The sequence below is a fragment of the Chitinophaga agrisoli genome (assembly GCF_008386695.1).
In the GTDB taxonomy this organism is placed as follows: domain Bacteria; phylum Bacteroidota; class Bacteroidia; order Chitinophagales; family Chitinophagaceae; genus Chitinophaga; species Chitinophaga agrisoli.
On the sequence record NZ_VUOC01000004.1, the window covers coordinates 1,316,942 to 1,337,475 of the forward strand.

The following is a 20,534-nucleotide window of genomic DNA, read 5'->3' on the forward strand; positions in this document are numbered from 1 at the left end:
CAGTTGTAACACAACGGTTTAGCTACTTTAGCTTTTATTTAACACCCTGCTAAGGGGCAAATTTTCGCGCATTTGTTCATTATCCACCTTCGTGGCGTAATTTTGTCATAGCATATTTTTAACCCTATGCCCAAACTTTAAAATTCTTACACTATGGACAAGCAACAGCTCCGCGAAGCGTACAAGCTATATTGGCTCGAGAATGGAAAACCACCCGTTTCCGTATATGCATTTTGTAAGATAGCAGGCATGCCCGAGCCCGCTTTCTACGATCTTTACAGCTCCCTGGAGGCTGTTGAGAAAGACATCTGGCTGGCCATTTTTGAGGATACCGTAAACCAGCTGAAAGCGGATGAGACCTACCTGAAGTATTCTGCCCGCGAAAAGCTGCTGACCTTTTACTTTATGTGGGTACAGAAGCTGAAGGCTGACCGTAGCTATGTACTGCTGCAGAAGGAAAAATTTGGTTTCCCCGTACTGCACCAGGCCCAGCTGGATAACTTCCGCAAAGCTTTTCATGGCTATGTAGAAGAGCTGGTGAAAGAAGGTTACCAGACCACAGAGATCAAGGAAAGAAAATACATCTCTGACCAGTATGTACACGGCTTCTGGCTGCAGGCGCTGTTTGTGCTCCGCTACTGGATAGATGATACCAGCGACCAGTTTGAGATGACAGATGCCGCTATTGAAAAAGCCGTGCACCTTAGCTTCCAACTCATAGGCACCACTACATTTGACAGCCTGCTGGATTTCGGGAAATTTATGTTTACAGGAAAACACTAAGCAGGCAGTAGCCGCTTAGGGGACAATGGTTACATCACAAGACTGAGCAATGAAGGAACAAACGAATATACCTACCGGCAAAGTGGAAAGGGCCGGCAGGTTTATCACCACCGGGCTGAAAGTAGGCTCCAATTATCTCAAGCACTATACCCGCAAGCTTATGGACCCTTCTGTAAGCAAAGACGAGTTACACGCAGACAATGCAGAGGATATTTACGATACCCTGAGCCACCTGAAAGGCAGCGCCTTAAAGGTAGCGCAGATGCTGAGCATGGATAAGGGCATGTTGCCCAAGGCCTACTCAGATCTGTTTGCCATGTCGCAGTACAGCGCCCCTCCCCTCTCCGGGCCGCTGGTAGTGAATACTTTCCTGAAAACACTGGGTAAAACGCCCACGCAGTTATACGATAAATTCGATATGACCGCCAGTAACGCGGCATCTATAGGCCAGGTGCATAAAGCCTTTAAAAACGGCAAGCCCCTGGCTATTAAAATACAATATCCCGGCGTGGCCAACAGCGTAAAATCTGACCTGCGTATTGTAAAACCCTTTGCCGTACGCATTGTAGGTATGAGCCAGGTGGATATGGATAAGTATTTTGATGAGATAGAGACCAAACTGCTGGAAGAAACCGATTATAAACTGGAGCTGCGCCGCTCCATGGAATTATCCGCCCAGTGCGCGCATATTCCCAACCTGGTGTTTCCCGGGTATTACCCGGAACTCTCCTCCGATCGTATCATCACCATGGATTGGCTGGAAGGCCATCACCTCAAAGAGTTCCTGCAGCGCAACCCTTCCCAGGAGGCGCGTAACCAGATAGGTCAGGCCCTTTGGGATTTCTATGATTTCCAGATGCACCAGTTAAAGCGCGTTCATGCTGACCCGCACCCCGGCAATTTCCTGATGCGGGATGACGGCACCGTTGGCATCTTTGATTTTGGCTGTATCAAGGAGATCCCGGAGCTATTCTATACGAACTATTTCATGCTCACGGATAAGGAAATATTGAAGGATGAGGCCACCCGCATGCAGATCTATACCAACCTGGAAATGATCCATCCTACGGACACGCAGAAGGAGATCGATTTTTACTCCGGCCTGTTCCAGCAGATGATAGACCTGTTGACGCTGCCCTTTACACAGGAGACCTTTGACTTTGGTAATGAAGCCTATTTCCAGGAGATCTATGCTTATATGGATTACCTGTATAACCTTAAGGAAATACGCGATTCCAAAGTAGCCCGCGGCTCCCGCCACTCGCTGTATGTAAACCGTACTTATTTTGGCCTGTACTCCATACTCAGTGATCTGAAAGCGGAGATCTATACAGGCGCCGGCCGGTTTAAGCTGTTACAACAGCCGCCCGTAGCCGTGTAAGATCGCCGGTTGTTCATGATATTGTCTGCTGAAAATTATAGCCTTTGACAGGTTATCATCCATCCATCCCAAAATAAATAATGAAACCAAGTTGCATTTCCTATATTTGCAACATGGAGCATTTACAACCATTTGACACTATTATCATCGGGGGAAGTTATGCGGGACTTTCTGCCGCTATGGCCCTGGGCCGCTCTTTACGGCGGGTACTGATCATCGACAGCGGGCTGCCCTGTAACCGGCAAACGCCCCATTCGCACAATTTCATCACACATGACGGCGAAACGCCTGCGGCTATTGCCGCAAAGGCCCGGCAACAGGTGCTGGCCTATGATACCATTACGTTTACAAACGGGCTGGCGGTAGCAGCTGTGCCGCAGCTAGCCGGTTTTACCGTGGAAACTGCGGCCGGCGAACAGTATACAGCTAAAACCCTGTTGTTTGCCACCGGCATGACGGATATCATGCCCGCCATACCCGGATTTGCGGAGTGCTGGGGCATATCTGTGCTGCACTGCCCTTACTGCCACGGATACGAAGTACGGGGCGCTGTTACCGGCATCCTCTCCAATGGAGACATAGGTTTTGAATTTGGCCGGCTCATACGCCAATGGACTTCCCGGCTTACCATCTTTACCAATGGCCCGGCTATTTTCTCAGATACACAGGTCAAAGAATTGCAACAACGTAATATTTCCATCGAAGAAAAAGAGATAGCCGCTGTTGCCCATGACCAGGGACAGTTAAACGCCATACATTTCACAGACGGCAGCCAGGCGCCTTTAACCGCCCTGTATGCCAGGCCGGTAATGCAACAGCATTGTCCTATACCGGCCGCCTTACAATGCGAGCTGACGGAAACAGGGCTTATCAAGGTAGATATGATGCAGCACAGCTCCATACCAGGCGTATATGCCGCCGGCGATAGCACCAATCCTTTCCGTAGCCTGGCCATGGCAGTATCCACCGGTACGATGGCAGGCGCAGCCATTAACAGGGACCTTATCCTGGAGGGAAAATAGGTTTTGCCGCCGTTGGTTCCTTTGCGTAATTTGTAGTAGCCATAAAAGGGACCACGTATGAAAATAGGTTTCCTGTGCTGCTGTTGCTGGCTTTTCCTGCATGCCACCCATGCCCAGTCCTCATTGGTACTTACCCATGTTACGGTTATTGATATGACCGGCGCTCCGCCGCGGGCTAATAGTGTGGTGCTGATCACCGGCAACCATATAACCGCCGTTGGGCCGCAGGGCAGCATTCCCATCCCACCGGGCGCCCGTGTGATCAACGCCGCCGGTAAATACCTGATACCCGGGTTATGGGATGCCCATGCCCATTTATCCAAAGCCGGCGAAAACACCCTGCCGCTTTTTATAGCCAATGGCATTACCAGTGTGCGGGATATGGGAGGAGATATTACACAGTTACAGGAATGGCAGCGGAAGATCGCCGCAGGCGCCTACCCAGGGCCCCGTATAAAGATGGCCGGTCCTATGCTGGAAAGCGCTGCCAACGTAGCGCGCAAGCGCCGTGATCGCCAACGGCAAATATTATTCGAAAACAGACCTGCAGGCACTGCTGCAACAGGCAGCAGCAGCGGCGAAAAAGATGAATGCTACTCAGACTTCAAACTCCGCACCGGATCTGCAATAGCCGCTTTTATAGATTGGAAGCTAATGGTAAGCAATGCAATACTGATGGCGGACATGCCCGCCACTACAAAGATCCACCAGCTGATGGTGGTCTGGTAGGCAAAATCCTGCAGCCATAACCGCATACCCCACCAGGCGATGGGTGAGCCCAGTAATACGGCAATGAGCACCAGTTTCAGGAAATCGCGGGAGATAAGCGTGGTTACCTGCGTAACGGAAGCCCCCAGCACTTTGCGGATACTGATCTCTTTACTACGCTGCTCTGCCATGAATGCGGAGAGGGCAAATAAGCCCAGGCAAGCCACCACAATAGCCAATATGGCAAACGTGGTGAAGATACGGCCGGTACGTTCCACATCCGCATACATTTCCGCAAAGCGCTCATCCAGGAAGGAATAACGGAAAGGCTGGTTGGGCGTAAAGTTTTTCCATACGCCGGTAAGGGCCGTCAACAGTTGCTGCATATCAGCGGTGTGCGCCTTTACAGAAATAATAGAAGGGCTGTTACCCAGGGTCATACAAAGCCCGTCTATACGCGTACGCATAGATTCGAAGTTAAAATCACTCACCACGCCAATAACAGTATAGATACCGTTACTATTGGTGATACGTTTGCCCAGCGGATCCTCGCCGTTCGGGAACAGTTTGCCTGCCAGGGTCTGATTCAGGATGGCTGCCGCTGAATCAGTAGACATATCTTTCGAAAAATTACGGCCTGCCGCCATATGCATACCCATGGTGGTGATATAGTCGTGATCCACCGTCCAGAACTGACCATCGGCGGGGTTATCGTCCCTCATCCTGCCGGCTTTCCAGAACTGGTTGCCGTTACGTTTGGTACCGCTTACAGGCAGAAAATCGCTCACCGCAACATGTTGTACGCCCGGCAGCTTCAACAGCTCGTCTTTAAATGCGGTCGCCTGTTTGCCCAGGGAATTAGCCCCCTGGATCATTACCACCTGTTCCTTATCAAAGCCCAGCTTACGATGCAGGAGAAACTGCATTTGCCGGTAAATGACAACCGTGCCAATGATGAGGATCACGGAAGTAGTGAATTGAAACACGACCAGGATGCTTCTTAGATTGGAATTTTTAACACCCCTGCTTACACTTCCTTTTAACACCTTCACAGGCTGGAAAGATGACAGGTAAACGGCCGGGTACAAACCCGCCAGCGTACCCAGGAAAACGGCCGCAGCCGCCAGCACCGGCAATAGCCACCACTCCCGCCAGGGGAACACCAGCGATCTGCCTGCCAGCATATTAAAATAAGGCAGCAGTACCCATGCCAGCAAACAACCCAGCAAAATAGAGAGGAAGCTGAACACCAGTGATTCTGCTATGAACTGTTGTATAAGACTGCTGCGGTCAGCGCCAATGGTTTTCTTCAACCCTACCTCCTTAGCGCGGTTGGCAGACCTGGCAGTGGAAAGGTTGATAAAGTTGATACAGGCTATGATGAGTATAAAACAGGCAATAGCGCTGAACAGCCATACAAAACGGATATCACCACTCTCCGAATCGCCATCCATGTTATAGGAGCGCAGGTGGATATCGCCTACCGGCTGTAGCAGCACATCCAGCTTCAGCGTTTTGCCAAGCCGCTCCACATCTTTAAAGCCAGCCGCCCGCATTGTCGGTATATAGTACTTGTTCAGGATCACCTCCGTCATCTTCTGCTGCAAACGGGCAATATCTGTGCCGGCACGCAACCGCACGTAATTGTGATAATTGCTGGACATCCAGGAAGGCTGCTCCCCGGGCCATAACTCCTTCCCTTTTAAGGTAAGCAGGAAATCAAAACGCTCCAGGTGGCTGTTAGCCGGTATATTTTCCATTACGCCGCCAATGCGGTAAGGTTTGTTTATATTATCATTCAGGATCAGCAGCTTGCCTATGGGGTTCTCATGAGGAAAATATTTATCTGCTTTGCGCTTGGAGATCACGATGGTATTGGGCTCATCCAGCGCATGGGAATTGCCGTAGGCCATAGGCAACTGCAGGAGGTCCATCAGCTCCGGATCTGCATAGGTAAAACCCTCTTCATAGGTGTTCGCCACATCATCTGCCCGCCGCAACTGGTTGCTGCCGGCGCCGTCGAAAAGGCGGTTAGGCATCAAACGGCCCGCCACTTCCACTTCCGCAAAATCTGCCTTTAATGCGCGCGCCATAGGCGGCGGAAAAGATGCGCCCCGCTGTACGTAGCCATTATCGTCCGACATCCCTATTACCCTGTAAATGCGGTCTGCATTGGGATAGGAACGGTCATAGCTTAACTCGTTCTTTACGTAGAGCCCTATCAGCACACAGGCGGCAATGCTAAGCGCAAAGCCGCCTATTTTCACGGCAGCATACATTTTCTGCTTACGCAGCTGCCTGATGGCGATCTTAAAGTAATTTCTGAGCATGATGGGAGATTTCTGGCAGGGGAAGCACAAACCGGATGCCTGCAAATATCTATGTTGATAATCAGTATTTTATCCTATATCCGGCGGTTTGTATGTCCGTTTTTGTGATAAGGCGCGTCCGATTCTGGACACCTGTTTTTAACACGGCCTTAGGGTTTCGTTTGCTACATTTATTCAAATACCCTGCCCAATGAAACTATATGCGCTTGCCTGCATGGCGTTGCTGTTTGCCTGTAAACCCGCTGCTCCTACTGTCTGGCATACCGGCCTTCAATACATTTATGCATATGACAGCAGCCGTCATTTTGATACCGCATCCACTTCTGCCCGGTATTACCGGCCGGTAAAGATAGACCTGTTTTATCCCACTGAAGACAGCAGCGGCACGCCCATTATCTATGGCGATATTATGGACCAGTATGAAAAACGGATGGACTACCAGGTATCTGCCGACAGTTGCAAAAAAAGCAGCCGCATGATAGCATCGATATTTACAGAATATATGCATTTGGATTCCGTGGACCGGCTATTGCGCTACCCGTTGACCATTGGATTAAACCGTACCAGGCCAGCGGGCCATTTCCCCGTCATAATTTATGCCGCCGGCATGAATGGCAGCAGCTGGGAGAATCCCCTGTTATTTGAGCGCCTTACGCAAAAAGGATATGTAGTGGCCGCCGTTAGTTCTGTGGGACTATTTCCCGGCTTTATGAGCGGGGCGGAAGATATAAAAGAGCAGGTGGAAGATATTCTATTTGTCAAGAGATTCCTGCAGGACAGCGTACCGTTTGCGGATACCCGCCATACCGGCCTGCTGAGCTGGAGCCTGGGCGGCACCGCCATTACCAAAGCCGCCATGCTGGATACCAGTATACAATGCCTGCTTTCTTTTGATGGCACAGAAACGCATTATTACGGTTTTGACACTGCCTGGGACCGGCAGTACGATCAAATTTTACAACTGCCGCCCTATACGCCGGAAAAGATCAGGATGCCTTACATGTACCTGAGCAGTGGCCGCTCAGGCGATTCTAATTCCATATACTTCTTCCCGGCGCATATCAATTCCCGTGATAAGTATTTCCTCCGGTTTGCCAATGCGATCCATGAAGACTTTTCCTGCCTGCCATATATCATACAACGGCAGCAGCCATCGATCAAAGGTCCTTATCTGCAGAACACTGCTGATATAAGTCAGTTAACACTGTCATTCTTTGATCAATACCTGCAAAAGCAGCCCAAGGCTAACACCGCCGCACTGATACAAGATCTGGTAAAACGCGATTCCGTGCAATACAGCACCCTTATACCCTCCCCATCAGCGGGTCGGTAAAGGAGGGTTTTCCGGTCTCTACACGGCCGGCATACCGTTGCTCAAATACATCGTTCCCTTTTACCCGTACGCTGCAATCGTACCAGCCATGGCTTTTGCTCAGCTCCAGCACCATACTTTTGGTTTCGCCGGCTGCCAGTACCTGGGCGCGGGCAGCGGTTTTGTAGGCGTTATCTGAGAGTTGTATGGTGATGGTTTCTTTGCCGTTGTTCTTTAACTCCAGCTGGATATTACCACTCAGCTGCGCTTTACCGGCCGCCTGCTGATACTTGCACGCTACCTGCAGCTGCGGGCTATTGGCCGCTCCCATAAACTCCCGGAAAAAGCCATTAGGCCCATGTACCTGTAAATGGTATTGCCCGTTCTCAAAATCCGCCAGGCGCCAGCTATCGCCCAGGTCCGCATTGGCTGCCACGCCATAGGACCATACCCGCATATCCTCCCCTTTAAATTTGCCGGGGGCATATACCAGGAAGGGCGCGCCGGCTGCCTGCTGACCAAATACCGCCTGGCTGGCAGCAAAATGAATATTAAACTGATCATCCTGCAGCTGCCCATCTACATACAGCTCATAAGGCAACGCATTGGCATGGCGAATGCCTTTTTCCTGCTGTGGCAGTTGCGGCGCCATGGCAGGGTTTTTATTGATCTGTGCTATCTCTGCCGCCGTGAGTTGTTTAAAGCCCGCCGGTAAGCCTTTGAATTGCGCTTTATGGATGCTTTCTAAAAAAGCGTCCTTTTCCAGGTACTCCGGCGTATTGATCTTTTCGCCGTTATAGGGCCGGAATACGGAGCTCAGGTCCCCGCATACCGTACGCCGCCAGTCGGTGATATTGGTTTCTGTAATGGCCTTACCTGTTTTATGCTGCAGGAAATGCTCCAGGAACTGTAAGGCGGAGGTATGATCAAATACCTGGGAATTCACCCAGCCGCCACGGCTCCAGGGCGAAGCGATCACCAGCGGCACCCGGTACCCTAAACCTATGGAGCTTTCGCGTTTATGCTGCTCATTCTGCCAGGTACGGCGTGCTTCCTGTGCCTTGTTTACAAATTCCGCGCTGGTATCTATGCCTGCAGATGCCTTGCCGCTGCCCGGATCCTGCGGATTGGGCGCTACAAAAGGCGGCACGTGGTCGAAATAACCATCGTTCTCATCATAGGTAAGCACGAAGATGGTCTTCTTCCATACTTCCGGGTTCTGGGTAAGGATGTCCATTACCTCAGATACATACCAGGCGCCATACCAGGCCGCCCCTGGGTGATCGGAGAAATTCTCCGGCGCTACGATCCAGGATACGGTAGGTAACGCGCCCGTCTTCACATCTTCCCGGAAACGGTGCAGTATATCGCCTTTAGGAACGTTTACTTCGCGGGCGGTATTACCGTCGTTGTATTTTAAAGTGGTCAGCTGGTTAAAGAACTCATCACCAACATTCGTACTGAATGCCTTATTGTGCAGGTTCTTCTGGTAAGGGGTTAGCTGTTCATATTTTTCGCGGGTATAGATCTTTTGTTCTGACTGTACGGTTTTCCATTCCGCTTTTTTCCTGTCCAACTGTCGCTGCAGGCCATCATGGCGTTTATCTGTTGCCGGTACGGCCGCCAGCTGCTGCTCCAGCGCGCTGATCTCTCCCGGTATTTTGGTGGTAGCGTTTTCCAGGTAACGCAGGTATTTGTCTGACAGCCGTACATTATACTGGCTAAAAAACTCAATGGGATTGTCCGTGAAATTGGCCAGCCAGGCGTCTTCTTCTGATGTAAAGCCGCCGCCCGCGCTCACATCATTCTGGTAGATCTTCCAGGAAACGCCGTTCTCTTCCAGCCGTTCCGGGTAGGTTTTCCAGCTTACCATGGAGCCGTAGTCCGCCTCCTCGTTCCATACCAGGGCAGGGCTATTCTCATTTTGCTGCGCGCGGATGGTGCCGCTCCAAAAATACAGGCGGTTAGGCGTAGTACCCGTGAGCGAGGAACAGAAATGCTGATCGCATACGGTGAAGGCATCTGCCAGGCCGTAGTAAAACGGAAGGTCCTGCCGGGTATAATGGCCCATGGTGAGGGGCATTTTTGCAAACTCCGGATGGCCTGCTTTTTTAGCTTCCAGCCACTTATCGTATTTACCGTTATTCCGGGCATCCACCTGGTTGCTCCAGGAGTGGGGCAAAGAGCCCATCCAGGTAATACGGCTGTTTTTTATATCCAAACGGAAAGGGGCATATGTTTCGCCGGCGGCATTACTTTGCAGCCATACCGTATTTTTATTGGGCAGGCGGATAGCGCGGGGATCATTAAAACCACGCACGCCCTGCAAGGCGCCATAACAGTGGTCAAAAGAGCGGTTCTCCTGCATCAGGAATACAACATGCTCCGCATCCAGGTAGGTAGTGCCCAGGGCCGGGTTAATGGCCAGGGCCCGCTGTACGGCTGCCGGTAAAGTTGCAAAACCGGCTGCGCCAGAGAGTAAGGCTGCCTTTTTTATAAAATCCCTTCTGTTATCCATGGTAATCGATAAGTGGTTTGGGTATAAAAATATTGAACATATTGTTAAGTCCCACTGAATTACCAGATTTAAAGAGAAGATAACCTCCGTACCTGAGTAATAATATAATCTGTACTTTAGCGGCCGCAGATATACCTATGAATAAAGAAAAGATTTCCCGGATCATCAAAATTGTTGGTATTCCCTTACTGGTAGCCCTGTTATGCAGAATACTTTTTGGTATTGAAGCGCTGGGCGCATTGGTCTCGGTTATGTCTATTGCCTTCCTGTTTGGCGTTCCCTATGCCATGGGTGCACTAACTATCCATTTTTCGGGTATGAAAAAGGTGGAAGATAAATGGTATTGCATATTTGCGCCATGGGTACCAGTACTGGTCTTCTTTGTTATCACCCTGTTGATCTCTCTGGAAGGCTGGGCATGCTGGGTCATGGCATTACCCATATTCCTGGCCATTTCTTCCCTGGGAGGTATGATAACCGGGCGCACAAAACGCAAAAAACACCAGGGAGAGAACAGCTATATATTACTCGTCACTTTACTGCCTTTACTCCTCTCCCCTATTGAGCGTATGATAGGTAATATACCCGGTACTTATAAAGCCTATACCTATATAGACATTCAAGCGCCGGCGAAGACCATATGGGATCATGTAACCCGGGTAAAAGAAATTAATGCCGCGCAGGATAAGGGATGGCTCACGGCATTCCTGGGATTCCCGCGGCCCGTTAAGGCAGAACTAAATTATGAAGGTGTGGGCGCCTACCGTGAAGCCATCTTTACCAAAGGCCTGGTATTTCATGAGCAGGTGCTTTCTTATAAAGATCAGCAGAAAATGGTGTTTTCCATTAAAGCCAATCCCCAGGAGATCCCATCAACAACCATGGATAAACATGTGGTGATAGGCGGCGACTATTTTGACGTACTGAATGGCACATATGAATTGCAGGCGCTGCCCGGAGGCAACGGTTACCGGCTACATTTGTACAGTCATTTTAAACTTAGCACCACCTTTAATTTCTATGCGAGCTGGTGGGCCAGGTGGATAATGCAGGATATACAAAGCAATATTTTGCAGGTAGTAAAACAGCGGGCAGAAGCAAGACCCTGATCAATGCGCCTTTGGCTGCGTCATACTAAACCAGTTCCCGCAACCATCAGACATAATACATTCTATACCATAAAACTGCTCTACCGGCTCTGATTTGAACTCAACACCCTTGGCCTTCAGTTCCTCATAAGTAGCGCGGCAATCCGGCGTCTGGAATACGCCGGCGCCCATCAGGCCCCTGTCCAGTAAAAGCTGTATAGCTTTTTGCGCCTCCTCATCCAGGCCAACGATCGGCATCAGGATGATCTCCAGGTCCGGCTGGTCCGGCGGATTCAAAGTAAGCCAGCGATAGGCAGCATCCGCGGCTTCCTTGGAGGAGTCTTCGCAGCTGTCTTCCATCATTACATCTGTATTTACTTTAAAGCCCAGCTTATTTACATAAAAATCATAGGCTTTATTCTGGTCCAGTACAAATAAGGTAGTGTGCGACATTTTTGTGATCATAACAGTGTAGTTTTTATGGTGGCAAAACAATAACGGGGCGGGATTATGCTTCAAATGTAACGGTTGTCTGCCGTATTTTATGTATATTCACTACCCCTGTTCCTCTCCCGCTACAAAATAACCAACCATGCAGGAATTTATCCTACTCATCCGCCAAAACGATACGACGCCGGAAGACGCGTTACAACAACGGAGCCGGCTTATTGACCAATGGAGCCAGGAACAGGCGCAACAAGGCAGCTATATCACTGCCCACACATTCTGGGATTACGGTTATACCATCCATCCTATTGAGGGCACACCCCGGCGTAAGGTAGCGCCCGTTTCCGGCGATGCGGAGATCTGCGGGTATGTGATCATACAGACCGGCACCATCCGCGAGGCGGCGGAAATTGCCAAAACCTGGCCCGGGCTGGATTACGGCGACTCCGTAGAAGTGCGGGAACTGCGCGATGCCATACAACAGCAACCCTGGCACATGCCCGCAGAATAGCCGCCGTTTTCCGGTAGTAATTAGCTATCTTGATACCCGCTTAAACGGTACGAATCCATGAACAGGCGAAAGTTTATTGCCAATACAGCCCTTAAGGCACTGGGCACCGCCCTGCCACTATCCTTAAACGCCGCCCGCCGGCGCCCGCCCATCAACGATACTTTTGTGATCAATGCCGGCATAGCCGGTCATAATACCCGGCAGCTGCTAAAACGGCTGGAGAAGGACTGCCTCTCCCACCAGCCGGAGCTGACCATATTACTGGCCGGTACCAACGACAGCCTGAACAGCGGCAATGCAGTGCCACCGGATGAATATGCGGCCAACATGCTGGAACTGGTAACACGCATCCAGGACTGCGGCAGCCAGGTGCTGATGATGACCCTGTTGCCTTTTCATACGCCCTACCTGCTTGGCAGACATCCGGCGGCGTTTTTTGGCACTGAAGGACCGGAGAAGAAACGCACCGCTACAAACGCCATTATACAGCATACCGCGTCCGCCCGGCAAACAGCCCTGCTGGACGTAGGGCGCCTGTTCCGGCAGATAGGCAATATTGGCACGGATAGGACGAGCCTGATACGCAATGAGGCCAATAGCCAGGCAAAGGATGGCGTACACCCAACGGCAGACGGCTACCGGGTAATGGCGCTGGCGCTGTATGATCACATACGGTACCATCTGCTGCCCACGGGGCGCATTGTGTGTTTTGGAGATAGTATAACGCAGGGAATAGGCGTTACGGCTGAGGAGAACTACCCGGCGTACTTAAGGCGGCTGTTATTGGATTGAACCAGTCAGACTCCCGGCGGTGTTTTTTACCCTCCAGCCACTGGCCCATTTTATGGGTGAGGTATGCAGAGCCTGTTCCAATGAGCGCACCAGCCAGCACATCACTGGGATAGTGCTTGCCCAGGTGCATACGGGAATAGCTTACCGTGCCGGCCCAAAGATAAGAGGGCACGATCACATACCATTTAGGATATTGCAGGCTTAAGGAAGTGGCCGTTACAAAGGCGGTAGAGGTATGACCGGAAGGAAAGGAAGGATCACTGCCATAGCTCTCAGGGATGATCATATCCGGATGTTTGGTATAAGGGCGTTGCCGCTGTACCCCATACTTTAATCCATAGGTAGCTACCAGTGTTATACCCAGCGCAGCGGTACTGGTCCAGCCATTACGGATAGTGGTTTGATTACCGGTCGCATAACCAACGACCAATTGCCCAAGCGGCACCCCTATAGATACCGGATACATGCTTTGGCTAAAGCCACACATCATACCATCGAGAGAGGTATTCCTGTCGTTCCGTATATGGTTCAACAGCTTCAGATCAAACTTCTGCGCAGAGGCAGTGGAACAGTGAAACAACATCACAACCAGCACGATACAGCCGGCCCTGGCTTGTAGGTATTTTCTCATGTAACGGTATAAGACTGTAAATTACTATGCTATTCTGAATAAATTCTGTAGCTGGCCACAGTACTGCATCCTACAGCAGTTATATTAATGTTAAAATAAGGATTTCTCTCAAAACGGGCAAATATTCTTGCCATGTGAGACCGCTTACCGTGGGTTAACGTCCAAACAATGCTAATTATTGTATATATGAGGCGTAGATCTTGACATGCCATGATGCAGTTATAGATATCCCCTAACTGATCAGTAGCTGATCTGTAATTAACTGGTAGATAACCCGTATCTATAAAGGGACGGCTTATATACGGGTTACATACGGGTTATATACGGGTTATATACCGGTTATATACCGGTTATCTATAAGTAGGGATCGTACCGGAATAGGGTGGACACCCCTCCCTTTGTTATCTTTGGCTGATAAACATCCCAATATGCCAGAACAGAAAACTAAACCTACTGATGTAAGCGTAAAGGCGTTCCTGGACGCCGTACCCGATGAGCGGAAACGCCGGGACGCCTATGCCATCCTGGAGCTGATGGAGAAGACCACCGGTTATCCCCCGGTCATGTGGGGACCCAGTATTGTAGGATTTGGGAGCTATCACTACAAATATGACAGCGGGCATGAAGGCGACGCTCCTTTAGCCGGTTTCTCTCCCCGGAAAGATGCGCTCACCCTGTATGTGATGCCCGGCGGCGATGAGCGGGAAAAACTGCTGCCTAAACTGGGCAAACATAAGGCCAGTAAAGCCTGTATCTACATAAAAAAGCTGGAGGATGTGGATGTCTCCGTGCTTAAAGAGCTGATAGTCTATTGTGTAAACTTTATGAAAGCAAAATATCCGGATTAATCTTCTGCTGGCAACTGGGCGCAGATCTCCTGCAGGTACTCCAGGCTTCTTTTTTCTGTAGCTGCCTGTAATACAATATCCGCGGTAAAAAGCTGTTCCCTTAGGTAGCGGTACAAGCGCACGCTGTGTTTTAACGCGTCCATAATGGAGCTGGGGTCATAGTCTGCCATGGTGCCAACCAGGTTGTCCAGGTCTTTGCGGGGAAGCGTTTGCTCTACTTTACGCAGGGCCCGGGGCTGCTGCCCGTTCTTGATCTGCAGCAGCGGGGATAGTACCCTGGCGCGGATAAAACCGAGTCCGTCCAATGCTTCGAAATACTCGCCGCGGCCTATTTTACCTGATATGTAATGTACCCAGGTCCAGAAACGGTCTTCCAGCCATTGGTAACCGGGGGCCGGCCATACCGCGGTGGTGCTGTCAATAACGCCGGATAGTTGCTGGTCCTTATCCAACAACAACACGGGATTCTCTACCCGTTCGTGGAACTCCGGCAGGGTCAGGAACTTAATATCTACATGCAACAACGGATTGTCGTATAAACAGATCAGTAACCGGGGCTCTCCCACATGCTCGCCGGTAAAGGCGCTAAGCAGCTGACCAAAACTTTGGGCGTAATCCATCATCTGCTGGCGCTGGCCAGCTACTTTTTCTTTGGTGATGAGCACAAGATCCAGGTCAGAAAAGATATCTATCTCATTAGTGATCCAGGAGCCGGCGGCTGCCAGCCCTATTACGCGGTCGTCGTTCTTTAACAACGCGGTTACCTTGTCAGCAAAATCCTGTTGTATCATAATTGGTGGCATAAAGCACGCAGCAAAAATACCCATTTCTTATCACCTGCTGAAAATGCCCAGGCTCAATTTATACTGATACCGATCATCCAGTCCCTGGCGCCAGTTATGTGTCTGTCCCTACCATGCAGCAAGTGGCTGCCGCCAGTCATGGGATGGCTGCGGGAACACATATCAATATGCGTTATTTTGCTATTAAAATTATAGTGTTTGTAATATCACCCCACAACACCCCACCGCTATGAAACACTTATTATTCCTACTCTTATTTGCCGTGTATTGTATAGCAGGCAACGGCTGTTATTCTTACCGTATTGCCACCAATGCGCAAGAAGGCGCAGAGAAAGCAAAAGTTACCGCGCATAACTGGTTCTGGGGCCTGGCGCAAAGCCCCAAACAGTTGACCACACCGGATTGTGACACACTGGGCTCTCTGGGCATGTCTGAAGTAAGGGTAAAGACCAATCTGGGTTATGCCCTGCTCACGGTAGTCACGCTGGGTATTTACTGCCCGGTACAACTGGAGTATAAATGCAGCAAACCTTGTCCTAAGAATGGCATTTTTTAACAGGCCACCAGCTTACCCCAAACTTTAAAAGCGTACCCCATGAAAATTTTCAAAACCAATGATACCCAATGGGAGAACCGGCACGAGACGTTTAAGCAAGAGATCCGCAACCTTTATAAACTGGCTAATGGAGATGGTGATGCCCTGAGCACTTATCATGCCGCCACCAAAGGTTTTCAAGCGCTGATACAGGAAGCTATCGATACTAACAGCACCCTGCGCGGCCTTGGCTCAGGATGGTCCTGGACGCGCATTGCCGCTACCGATGGCGTGATACTGGATACCAAATCGCTCAACACCGTCTTTGAGATCTCTGTCCGCAGCGTACACCCCAATTATACCGGCGACCGTAGTAAACTATTCCTGGCGCAATGCGGTACCGCTGTCTGGGAGCTATCTGCTTTTCTGCGACAGCGCGGTCTTTCCTTAAAGACCTCCGGCGCCAGTAACGGACAAACCATTTGCGGCGTTATTGCCACCGGCGCGCACGGCTCTGCATTTGACACCGGCGCGGTACAGGATTTTGTAGTAGGGCTGCATATTGTTACGGGCGCTAACCAGCATGTATACCTCGAAAGGGCCTCCTACCCGGTTGTTTCTGACAGCTTTGTAGCCCAGCTGGGCGCAGAACTGAAAAGGGATGATGATCTGTTTAACGCCGCCCTGGTGAGTTTTGGCAGCTTTGGTATTATCCATGGCGTGATGGTGGAAACAGAGGACCTGTTCCTGCTGGAAGGTTATATGGAGCGCCGCCCCTTTGATGCTACGCTGCGTAAGCTTATTTCCACACTGGACTTTTCCCAGGCCAACCTGCCCTGCGGCAACGAACGGCCTTACCATTTCCAGATGCTCATCAACCCCTACGATATTGAAAAAGGCGCGTATGTGACCACCATGTACAAACGGCCTTTCAGCAATGGTTATATACCGCCTATGCCCAACCTCAACGGCTTAGGCCCCGGCGACGACGCTCCCTGTTTTGTAGGTAAGCTCACCAATGCGGTACCCCAGCTGGTGCCCCTGCTGGTAAATAAACTGCTGGCCGGTTCCCTTACGCTGTATAACAAACAAATGGGCACCCTCAGCGAAATGTTCAGCAATACCAGCCTGCATGGCAAGCTGTTAAGCGCCGCCATTGGCGTGCCTATAGAACGGCTGAATGAAGTAATAGACCTATTACTGAGTATGAATAACGGGCCGGATGGCCCATTCTCCGGGCTGTTTGCTTTCCGTTTTATTAAACAGTCCAAAGGTTTGCTGGCGTTTACGCGTTTCCCCTTCACCTGCGTGGTGGAGCTGGATGGCGCTTTTTCTGATAAAACACAGGAGTTCTATAAAGCGGTATGGCAACAGCTGGATGCGCACAACATCCCTTACGCTTTTCACTGGGGTAAGGTAAATGAGCTAACGCCAGCGCGGATGCAGAAAATGTATGGCGCAGACCTGGACAAATGGCTGCAGGCACGGCAACAACTGCTGGAGCCGGCGGCCATGAAAGTATTCACCAATAAGATCATGCAGGAATGGGGCCTATGAGTTACAATAGGCCAGTTTGCGGGCTGCCATATAGGCCATGGCCGCAAATAAAGGCGCGCATACCACATCTGTAGTGTAATGCACATGCTGCACCAGCAACAGGATGGCTACCAGGAAAGTGCTGATACCCGCAATATAGCGGTCCGCCTTTTTCTCACAACACAGGAAGATCAGGAACAACAGGGAGGTATGCCCGGAATAGAACAGGTCTTTACTGATGGCTTGTCCGCCATAAAACACGCCGGTCAGCGGGTCTGTTAAGGCAACCATGTTCACCGGGGGCGCCAGCGGCACTATAAAGATGGTGATGCAGCGGGAAAGCGTGAGCAGTGTATAGGCGATAATAAAGATCAGGAAATTAGCCGGCTTTGCGGTAACACGCACCGTGAATAAACAGATGGTGCCCCAGATGAGGATCATGATAGGGATAGAGACATCTACCGCCGGGATACTGGCCAGCACCCAATCATTCAGTACCGTTCCCTCACGGCGTTCAATAAACTCGAAGTAGATAGGGAGCGTTACAAAGATCAGGACCAGTCCAATAAACCAGGTAGTCAGCTTTGATTTAAATCCCACGATGTCCCAGGAGAGCCTCCAGCTCTTCTTCAATGTCTGTAGTCTTAAAACAACACTCATAGTTGCAGGTATCCAACTTATATGGTGTAATTTTAATGTAAAGACTCCATATAAACAAATTGTTATTTTCTATTGGCTACTACAATTTGTCGGCAAATATGCTTATAAGGTTTAAGCGTAAAAATCGATCAACGCGCCAAAATAGGCATCGCGCCAGCCTTCTACAATGTCTGCGTAGTCTTCGTCGGGGATATTGGTATGCTTTAATTCCGCGGAGGTGCCTTTTTTGTCAGGGTGCAGGATAATGGTCACAATGGACGCCTCTTCCTGCTCGCCAAAATACCATTGCTGCACGATCTTCTTGTCTTCTACAAACTCCAGGTTACGCCCTGCAATGCTGCCTTCCCACAGGGAGAACTCTGTGCCGGGCTCTGTGGTCATTTCTGCCGGTTCGCCTGTCCAAAGCTGTATGGTAGCCGGGTTAGTTAGTGCCCGGTATACATCTTCCGGCGGGGCCGGAACAATAAAATGCTGCTTAAAATCCTTCATATCGATAGTTTAACGCCCTGGAAAGCGTTCGCAAATGTATTTAAATTATGCGAACAGCCAGATGCTCCACAGCGCCAGCAGGGTAAACTCCGCCACTCCATCCGCCAGGTAAATGGGGCGGATAACCTGCCGCACCACATAGATCACATCCACCAGCAGCAGGATAACGGCGCTGCCCATAGCGGCGATGATGGTGGAGGAGCCGGTCTCTCCCCGGATCGCCGCAACGATCAGCAGCATACCTATCAGCCATAATAAGGCCCCAACTGTTTTTACCAGCCATACATCTGTTTTGGGACCGGTCACCTTTTCAAAACTGGCGTAGTGTAAAACGGGCCAGATACCGCTGATCGCAAAGTAGGCCCCCTGTGCCCACAGCAATATGGTAATGGATAAAGTTTCAAACATGGCTCCTTTTTACAGAAATTGCCATAAAAACAATGCCAGCCTGCAACCGTAAGATAGGGCGTAAAGCCGCCCCGGCTTTAACTTCAGGGCATTGTCACCCCATAAAAAAAAGAGCTGGCCAATACGCGTGGCCAGCTCTTTGCCTTTCTATTAGTACAGGATGTTAATTAGTAGCTTACGGCTTTACCGGCATTCAGCTGGCCGTTGCCAAAGAATGCGTCTTTACCGGGTGTGCCATAGTCGTTGGAGCTTTTACGGAAGATAAGATCTACCAGTATGGGCGATGCGAGCCTGCGGTATTTACCATACAGCAGGGCGGCTACGGCGCTGGCATGCGGGGCTGCCATGCTGGTGCCGGCAGACCAGGTGTAGAAGAAAGTGTTGGTGGCTTCATCCCAGGAGCCGATATTGAACACAAAGTCAAAAACATACTCATAGTTCACGATACCGCCCACATTTACAATGGTAAAGTTCGGGGGATCAGTATAGTTACCGCCGGGTGCGCCGTAGGAGATAAAGTTCTTACCATAGTTGGTGAAGATAGAGGGGATGTACAGGGTGGTATCCTGGTTAATACCCCAGCCCAGCGGACCGTTGGAAGAAATGGAGATCACGCCCAGACAAGCAGCCGGGTAGGTGATAAAACGCTTTTCTACATCGTAGTTGTAGGCGTCATTACCAGCAGCAGCTATTACGGTAGTACCCAGCAGGTTGGCGTACAGGGTAGCCCTGTTCATAGCCTTTACCAGGTCTTTTATGTCGCGGTCATATTCCACTACCATGTCATCGGAGGGATCATCCGGGGTACCGTTATCATCCGTAAATGTTTTGCGGGGCAGTTCGCCGCCCAGGCTCATGTTAATAACATTTGCGCCATGGTTTACGGCATAGAAGATACCATCTATGATACCGCTCCAAGGGCCGGAACCTTCATCTGACAATACTTTTACCAGGATCAGTTTAGCTTTGGGCGCTACGCCTACTACGCCCACTTCATCATCCAGCGCAGCAATAGTACCGGCTACGTGGGTGCCATGGCTAAAGCCGTCGGCGCCGTGATACTGTACTTCTTCTCCTTCAATAAAATTGTGGGTTAAGATAATGTTGGGGGCTATTTCCTCATCATTGAGCAGGAAACCGCCATCCAGTACGGCAACCTTAGCGCCTTCTCCCTGGTAGCCTTTTTGCCAGGCCTGGGGCGCTTTTATGGAGTTAAGGCCCCATTGGAGGAAGCTATATGGATTCGTATTAATGAGGGCCTTTCCCTTTCCGGCTGCATTGGCAGCGGACCGGCCTGCCTTCACGGAAGAGCGGTAAAATTTACCCGGGAGGCGCCAGTTCTGCACTAAGTCTATAGCCACCGCTTCTACGTCCTGGATCTTCCTTGCTTTTTCAGGGAAGGAAGGATCCGGGGTCTGTACGTGGATAAGGCCCAGTTCCGGGATAGCTTCTTTTAATTTGAAATTCCTTGCGCCTATTTTCTCCAGGCTGGCAGAAATGGCATCAAGCTTTACGCCTTCTTTGGCGATGATGATAAAACCTCTGTCTTGTTTTGGTCCCCTGGAATTACGGTTCAGGGTGCCGTTGATCTCGTGCAGGTCTTTTTTACAGGAGGCAACAACAATAAGCATCATTAGGGGTAACGCAAGACGCAATAGTGGATTTCTCTTCATAAAGTGATCAAATTTTAATGATTAACAAAATCGAGATTAAAAAACGGTACTAACAGATT

General features: G+C 50.4%; 19 protein-coding genes. 10 read left to right on the forward strand and 9 right to left on the reverse strand.

What is annotated here, in order from left to right:
- The first annotated feature begins 153 nt into the window (after positions 1-153).
- The 3 genes from F0L74_RS24285 (at position 154) to F0L74_RS24295 (ending at position 3,186) form a co-directional block, all read left to right on the forward strand.
- Complete coding sequence (locus F0L74_RS24285) at positions 154-783, forward strand: TetR/AcrR family transcriptional regulator (RefSeq protein ID WP_149840506.1); 630 nt, start codon at positions 154-156, stop codon at positions 781-783.
- A 49-nt stretch (positions 784-832) separates the two neighbouring features.
- On the forward strand, positions 833-2,164 hold the full coding sequence (locus F0L74_RS24290) for an ABC1 kinase family protein (protein WP_149840507.1): 1,332 nt from the start codon (positions 833-835) through the stop codon (positions 2,162-2,164).
- Positions 2,165-2,277: 113 nt separating this feature from the next.
- The gene (locus tag F0L74_RS24295; RefSeq protein WP_149840508.1) at positions 2,278-3,186 is read left to right on the forward strand and encodes an NAD(P)/FAD-dependent oxidoreductase; all 909 of its coding nucleotides are present in this window, start codon (positions 2,278-2,280) and stop codon (positions 3,184-3,186) included.
- 593 nt (positions 3,187-3,779) lie between these two features.
- Here F0L74_RS24295 and F0L74_RS24300 read toward each other — a convergent pair.
- Positions 3,780-6,224 (reverse strand): ABC transporter permease, encoded by a 2,445-nt coding sequence (locus F0L74_RS24300; protein WP_149840509.1) that lies wholly within the window; start codon positions 6,222-6,224, stop codon positions 3,780-3,782.
- Between the two features lie 190 nt (positions 6,225-6,414).
- Here F0L74_RS24300 and F0L74_RS24305 point away from each other — a divergent pair, with 190 nt between their 5' ends.
- Positions 6,415-7,557, forward strand: coding sequence for an alpha/beta hydrolase (locus F0L74_RS24305; protein WP_149840510.1), 1,143 nt, complete (start codon positions 6,415-6,417; stop codon positions 7,555-7,557).
- Here the strand turns inward: F0L74_RS24305 and F0L74_RS24310 are convergent.
- Entirely contained in the window at positions 7,529-10,054 is a 2,526-nt protein-coding gene (locus F0L74_RS24310) for a phosphocholine-specific phospholipase C (RefSeq protein WP_149840511.1), read from the reverse strand. The genes F0L74_RS24305 and F0L74_RS24310 overlap by 29 nt on opposite strands.
- 137 nt (positions 10,055-10,191) lie before the next feature.
- Between F0L74_RS24310 and F0L74_RS24315 the strand changes: the two genes are divergently transcribed.
- A complete protein-coding gene (locus F0L74_RS24315) occupies positions 10,192-11,163 on the forward strand; it encodes an SRPBCC family protein (RefSeq protein ID WP_149840512.1) in 972 nt (323 codons plus the stop codon).
- On the opposite strand, the gene F0L74_RS24320 is transcribed toward F0L74_RS24315, so the two are convergent.
- Positions 11,164-11,607, reverse strand: coding sequence for a VOC family protein (locus F0L74_RS24320; RefSeq protein ID WP_149840513.1), 444 nt, complete (start codon positions 11,605-11,607; stop codon positions 11,164-11,166).
- Positions 11,608-11,734: 127 nt separating this feature from the next.
- Here F0L74_RS24320 and F0L74_RS24325 point away from each other — a divergent pair, with 127 nt between their 5' ends.
- Positions 11,735-12,100 carry a YciI family protein gene (locus F0L74_RS24325; RefSeq protein ID WP_149840514.1) on the forward strand — a complete coding sequence of 122 codons (366 nt, stop codon included), beginning with the start codon at positions 11,735-11,737 and terminating at the stop codon, positions 12,098-12,100.
- A gap of 57 nt (positions 12,101-12,157) precedes the next feature.
- Complete coding sequence (locus F0L74_RS24330) at positions 12,158-12,892, forward strand: SGNH/GDSL hydrolase family protein (RefSeq protein WP_149840515.1); 735 nt, start codon at positions 12,158-12,160, stop codon at positions 12,890-12,892.
- Here F0L74_RS24330 and F0L74_RS24335 read toward each other — a convergent pair.
- Positions 12,840-13,523, reverse strand: coding sequence for a phosphatase PAP2 family protein (locus F0L74_RS24335; RefSeq protein ID WP_246197806.1), 684 nt, complete (start codon positions 13,521-13,523; stop codon positions 12,840-12,842). The genes F0L74_RS24330 and F0L74_RS24335 overlap by 53 nt on opposite strands.
- A gap of 428 nt (positions 13,524-13,951) precedes the next feature.
- On the opposite strand from F0L74_RS24335, the gene F0L74_RS24340 reads away from it, so the two are divergent.
- Entirely contained in the window at positions 13,952-14,371 is a 420-nt protein-coding gene (locus F0L74_RS24340; protein WP_149840516.1) for a DUF1801 domain-containing protein, read from the forward strand.
- Here F0L74_RS24340 and F0L74_RS24345 read toward each other — a convergent pair.
- Entirely contained in the window at positions 14,368-15,162 is a 795-nt protein-coding gene (locus F0L74_RS24345) for an aminoglycoside 6-adenylyltransferase (protein ID WP_149840517.1), read from the reverse strand. The genes F0L74_RS24340 and F0L74_RS24345 overlap by 4 nt on opposite strands.
- Positions 15,163-15,403: 241 nt before the next feature.
- On the opposite strand from F0L74_RS24345, the gene F0L74_RS24350 reads away from it, so the two are divergent.
- Positions 15,404-15,730 (forward strand): Bor/Iss family lipoprotein, encoded by a 327-nt coding sequence (locus tag F0L74_RS24350; RefSeq protein WP_149840518.1) that lies wholly within the window; start codon positions 15,404-15,406, stop codon positions 15,728-15,730.
- Positions 15,731-15,769: 39 nt separating this feature from the next.
- Positions 15,770-17,266: an FAD-binding protein gene (locus F0L74_RS24355; protein WP_149840519.1), complete on the forward strand. Its 1,497-nt coding sequence runs from the start codon at positions 15,770-15,772 to the stop codon at positions 17,264-17,266.
- Here F0L74_RS24355 and F0L74_RS24360 read toward each other — a convergent pair.
- The 4 genes from F0L74_RS24360 to F0L74_RS24375 all read right to left on the reverse strand — a co-directional run bounded on the left by F0L74_RS24360 (position 17,261) and on the right by F0L74_RS24375 (position 20,475).
- Positions 17,261-17,905, reverse strand: a complete 645-nt coding sequence (locus F0L74_RS24360) for a phosphatase PAP2-related protein (RefSeq protein WP_149840520.1) — start codon at positions 17,903-17,905, stop codon at positions 17,261-17,263. The two genes, F0L74_RS24355 and F0L74_RS24360, sit on opposite strands and share 6 nt — an antisense overlap.
- Positions 17,906-18,016: 111 nt before the next feature.
- Positions 18,017-18,394, reverse strand: coding sequence for an SRPBCC domain-containing protein (locus F0L74_RS24365; protein ID WP_149840521.1), 378 nt, complete (start codon positions 18,392-18,394; stop codon positions 18,017-18,019).
- A 45-nt stretch (positions 18,395-18,439) separates the two neighbouring features.
- Positions 18,440-18,802 (reverse strand): hypothetical protein, encoded by a 363-nt coding sequence (locus F0L74_RS24370; protein WP_149840522.1) that lies wholly within the window; start codon positions 18,800-18,802, stop codon positions 18,440-18,442.
- A 167-nt stretch (positions 18,803-18,969) separates the two neighbouring features.
- On the reverse strand, positions 18,970-20,475 hold the full coding sequence (locus tag F0L74_RS24375) for a S8 family peptidase (RefSeq protein ID WP_149840523.1): 1,506 nt from the start codon (positions 20,473-20,475) through the stop codon (positions 18,970-18,972).
- Positions 20,476-20,534 lie beyond the last annotated feature (59 nt).

Excerpts from the sequence above, each read along its gene's own strand:
- F0L74_RS24285 (WP_149840506.1), top strand. The coding sequence starts at position 154 with ATGGACAAGCAACAGCTCCGCGAAGCGTACAAGCTATATTGGCTCGAG.
- F0L74_RS24290 (WP_149840507.1), top strand. The coding sequence starts at position 833 with ATGAAGGAACAAACGAATATACCTACCGGCAAAGTGGAAAGGGCCGGC.
- F0L74_RS24295 (WP_149840508.1), top strand. The coding sequence starts at position 2,278 with ATGGAGCATTTACAACCATTTGACACTATTATCATCGGGGGAAGTTAT.
- F0L74_RS24300 (WP_149840509.1), bottom strand. The coding sequence starts at position 6,224 with ATGCTCAGAAATTACTTTAAGATCGCCATCAGGCAGCTGCGTAAGCAG.
- F0L74_RS24305 (WP_149840510.1), top strand. The coding sequence starts at position 6,415 with ATGAAACTATATGCGCTTGCCTGCATGGCGTTGCTGTTTGCCTGTAAA.
- F0L74_RS24310 (WP_149840511.1), bottom strand. The coding sequence starts at position 10,054 with ATGGATAACAGAAGGGATTTTATAAAAAAGGCAGCCTTACTCTCTGGC.
- F0L74_RS24315 (WP_149840512.1), top strand. The coding sequence starts at position 10,192 with ATGAATAAAGAAAAGATTTCCCGGATCATCAAAATTGTTGGTATTCCC.
- F0L74_RS24320 (WP_149840513.1), bottom strand. The coding sequence starts at position 11,607 with ATGATCACAAAAATGTCGCACACTACCTTATTTGTACTGGACCAGAAT.
- F0L74_RS24325 (WP_149840514.1), top strand. The coding sequence starts at position 11,735 with ATGCAGGAATTTATCCTACTCATCCGCCAAAACGATACGACGCCGGAA.
- F0L74_RS24330 (WP_149840515.1), top strand. The coding sequence starts at position 12,158 with ATGAACAGGCGAAAGTTTATTGCCAATACAGCCCTTAAGGCACTGGGC.
- F0L74_RS24335 (WP_246197806.1), bottom strand. The coding sequence starts at position 13,523 with ATGAGAAAATACCTACAAGCCAGGGCCGGCTGTATCGTGCTGGTTGTG.
- F0L74_RS24340 (WP_149840516.1), top strand. The coding sequence starts at position 13,952 with ATGCCAGAACAGAAAACTAAACCTACTGATGTAAGCGTAAAGGCGTTC.
- F0L74_RS24345 (WP_149840517.1), bottom strand. The coding sequence starts at position 15,162 with ATGATACAACAGGATTTTGCTGACAAGGTAACCGCGTTGTTAAAGAAC.
- F0L74_RS24350 (WP_149840518.1), top strand. The coding sequence starts at position 15,404 with ATGAAACACTTATTATTCCTACTCTTATTTGCCGTGTATTGTATAGCA.
- F0L74_RS24355 (WP_149840519.1), top strand. The coding sequence starts at position 15,770 with ATGAAAATTTTCAAAACCAATGATACCCAATGGGAGAACCGGCACGAG.
- F0L74_RS24360 (WP_149840520.1), bottom strand. The coding sequence starts at position 17,905 with ATGAGTGTTGTTTTAAGACTACAGACATTGAAGAAGAGCTGGAGGCTC.
- F0L74_RS24365 (WP_149840521.1), bottom strand. The coding sequence starts at position 18,394 with ATGAAGGATTTTAAGCAGCATTTTATTGTTCCGGCCCCGCCGGAAGAT.
- F0L74_RS24370 (WP_149840522.1), bottom strand. The coding sequence starts at position 18,802 with ATGTTTGAAACTTTATCCATTACCATATTGCTGTGGGCACAGGGGGCC.
- F0L74_RS24375 (WP_149840523.1), bottom strand. The coding sequence starts at position 20,475 with ATGAAGAGAAATCCACTATTGCGTCTTGCGTTACCCCTAATGATGCTT.